Source organism: Streptomyces sparsus (genome assembly GCF_054776295.1).
In genome coordinates, this window is sequence record NZ_BAAHCA010000845.1 from 1 (window position 1) to 2,160 (window position 2,160).

2 protein-coding genes and 1 pseudogene are annotated in these 2,160 nt (G+C 74.0%); all 3 read left to right on the plus strand.

Annotated elements, in window-relative coordinates; genetic code table 11:
• Positions 1-360 precede the first annotated feature (360 nt).
• Positions 361-1,530: a YihY/virulence factor BrkB family protein gene (locus ACYVE9_RS24075; protein ID WP_461029996.1), complete on the plus strand. Its 1,170-nt coding sequence runs from the start codon at positions 361-363 to the stop codon at positions 1,528-1,530.
• Between the two features lie 24 nt (positions 1,531-1,554).
• Complete coding sequence (locus ACYVE9_RS24080) at positions 1,555-1,896, plus strand: DUF3140 domain-containing protein (protein ID WP_461029997.1); 342 nt, start codon at positions 1,555-1,557, stop codon at positions 1,894-1,896.
• Positions 1,893-2,160: pseudogene (locus ACYVE9_RS24085) on the plus strand (endonuclease); the annotation flags it as partial. The gene ACYVE9_RS24080 and the pseudogene ACYVE9_RS24085, both read left to right, overlap by 4 nt.

A 2,160-nucleotide genomic window follows, 5' to 3' on the forward strand; every position in this document is an offset into this window, starting at 1 on the left:
CCTGCGGCGGGCGGTCTACGGCCGGCGCCCGTCGGCGGGAGGGGGCCCGTCGCACGTCGACCGGTTCGGCGGGGCGGCAGTACCACTCGTTCGAGTGCAAGCGGGGCCTCCTTGTGCTTGCGGGCCGGCTGGACCGGGCCCGGCGGGCGGCCGGACAGGTCGCCGGGCGAAAGGGGGACGGCCGAGCGAGCGGGCCCCTGCTCGGAGGTGACACGCCTCAGTCAGGGTTCCCCGATTATCCGGAAGTAGCTCGTCCATCCCGTCCGCGGTCCGGTGACACGGAAGCACCCGCGCCGGCCGTGTACCGCCCCTGGTGCGGGCGGCACGGTAAAGCGGGCGTCCGCTGGCAATACGCAGGACATGACACCCAACGGCAAGCACCCGCGCCCCTCAGTGCCCGACGGACGGGACGCGGCCGTGCCGCGCCAGGCGGGACCGGCGGCCGGCCCGGGGACGGGGCACGCGGCCGGACCGGAGGCGGACCCCCGGGCCCCGGACCAGCCGACGGAGCTGACGCCCCGGTCCTGGTGGCGGGTGGCGCGCCGGACCGCGACGGAGTTCCTCGACGACGAACTGCCCGACCGGGCGGCGGCACTGACCTACTACGGGGTGTTGTCGATCTTCCCGGCGCTGCTGCTGATGGTCTCCCTGCTCGGCGTGGTCGGCGAACGGGCCACGGACGCGGTGCTGGACAACCTGCGCCAGATCGCCCCCGGCGCCGCGCGCGACCTGCTGGAGGACGCCGTCGCCGGTCTGCGGGAGAGCGGCGGCGCGGGAGGCGTGCTGGCGATCCTGGGTCTGGTGGGCGCGCTGTGGTCCTCGTCCGGCTACGTGGCCGGCTTCATCCGGGCTTCCAACAGGGTCTACGACCTGCCGGAGGGCCGGCCGGTCTGGAAGATCACCCCACTGCGCGTCGGTCTCACCGTGGTGCTGATGGTGCTGCTCGCGGCGGGGTCGGTGATCGTCGTCCTCACCGGGCCGCTCGCGGAACAGCTCGGGCAGGCCCTGGGCCTCGGCGACGTGGCCGTGACGGTGTGGTCCATCGCCAAGTGGCCGGCGCTGCTGCTGGTGGTGGCCTTCGTGATCGCCCTGCTCTACTGGGCGGCCCCCAACGTGCGCGGGCCGGGCTTCCGCTGGCTGAGCCCGGGCAGCTTCCTGGCGGTCCTGCTGTGGTTGGCGGCCTCGGCCGGGTTCGCCTTCTACGTGGCCACCTTCGGTTCCTACAACCGGACGTACGGCACGGTGGCCGGTGTGATCGTCTTCCTCGTCTGGCTGTGGCTGTCGAACCTGGCCATCCTGCTGGGCCTGGAGTTCGACGCGGAGCTGCGGCGGGCCCGGGCGGTCGCCGCCGGCCACCCCGTCGACGAGGAGCCCTACGCGGAGCCGAGGGACACCCGGAAGTGGTCCGAGGACGCCCGCGAGCAGTGGGAGCAGCACCAGGTCGAGCATGAGGAGGCCGCGGAGCCCGAGGCCGGACAGGGCAGGTTTCCCGCGCCGCGCGCAGGGGACCCGCGCGCCGAGAAGGACTGATCGGCAGGGACAGGAGGTACCGCCATGGCCGACACCTCGTCGGGGGCCGACGCGCTCTGGGACGAGTTCCACCGCGTGGTCAACATGAGTTCGCGCGAGCTCAGCGAGTGGCTGCGGACCGACACCGCGCACGAGGACGGTGAGGAGCTGCCGGACCAGGCCGGCACCCCGAAGGGGCAGCAGGTGCTCGCGGTGCTCAAGAAGCGCCGTACCGACCTCACGGACGACGACATCCGGGTGATGGACAAGGTGGTCCGCACGGTCACCGCCGAGCGGCGGGACGACCTGGAGCCGACGGCGGGCCAGGAGAACTGGCGGCACCGCCTGATGCGGCTCGGCCACGATCCGCTGAAGCCGGCGCCGTGAGCGACGCCGACGCTCGCCGGACCGCCGCGGCGCTGCTGGACGCCCACGGGCGCACCTACGCGGCGGAGGCCGGCATCCGGTTGCGGGACACTCCGCAGCCGCTGTTCCAACTGCTCGTGCTGTCGCTGCTGCTGAGCGCCCGCATCCGGGCGTCCGTCGCGGTGGCTGCGGCGCGTGCCCTGTCCGACGCGGGTCTGCGCAGCCCCCGCGCGATGGCGGAGGCCGACTGGCAGCAGCGGGTCGACGCGCTCGGCGAGGGCGGGT

Excerpts from the sequence above, each read along its gene's own strand:
- ACYVE9_RS24075 (WP_461029996.1), top strand. The coding sequence starts at position 361 with ATGACACCCAACGGCAAGCACCCGCGCCCCTCAGTGCCCGACGGACGG.
- ACYVE9_RS24080 (WP_461029997.1), top strand. The coding sequence starts at position 1,555 with ATGGCCGACACCTCGTCGGGGGCCGACGCGCTCTGGGACGAGTTCCAC.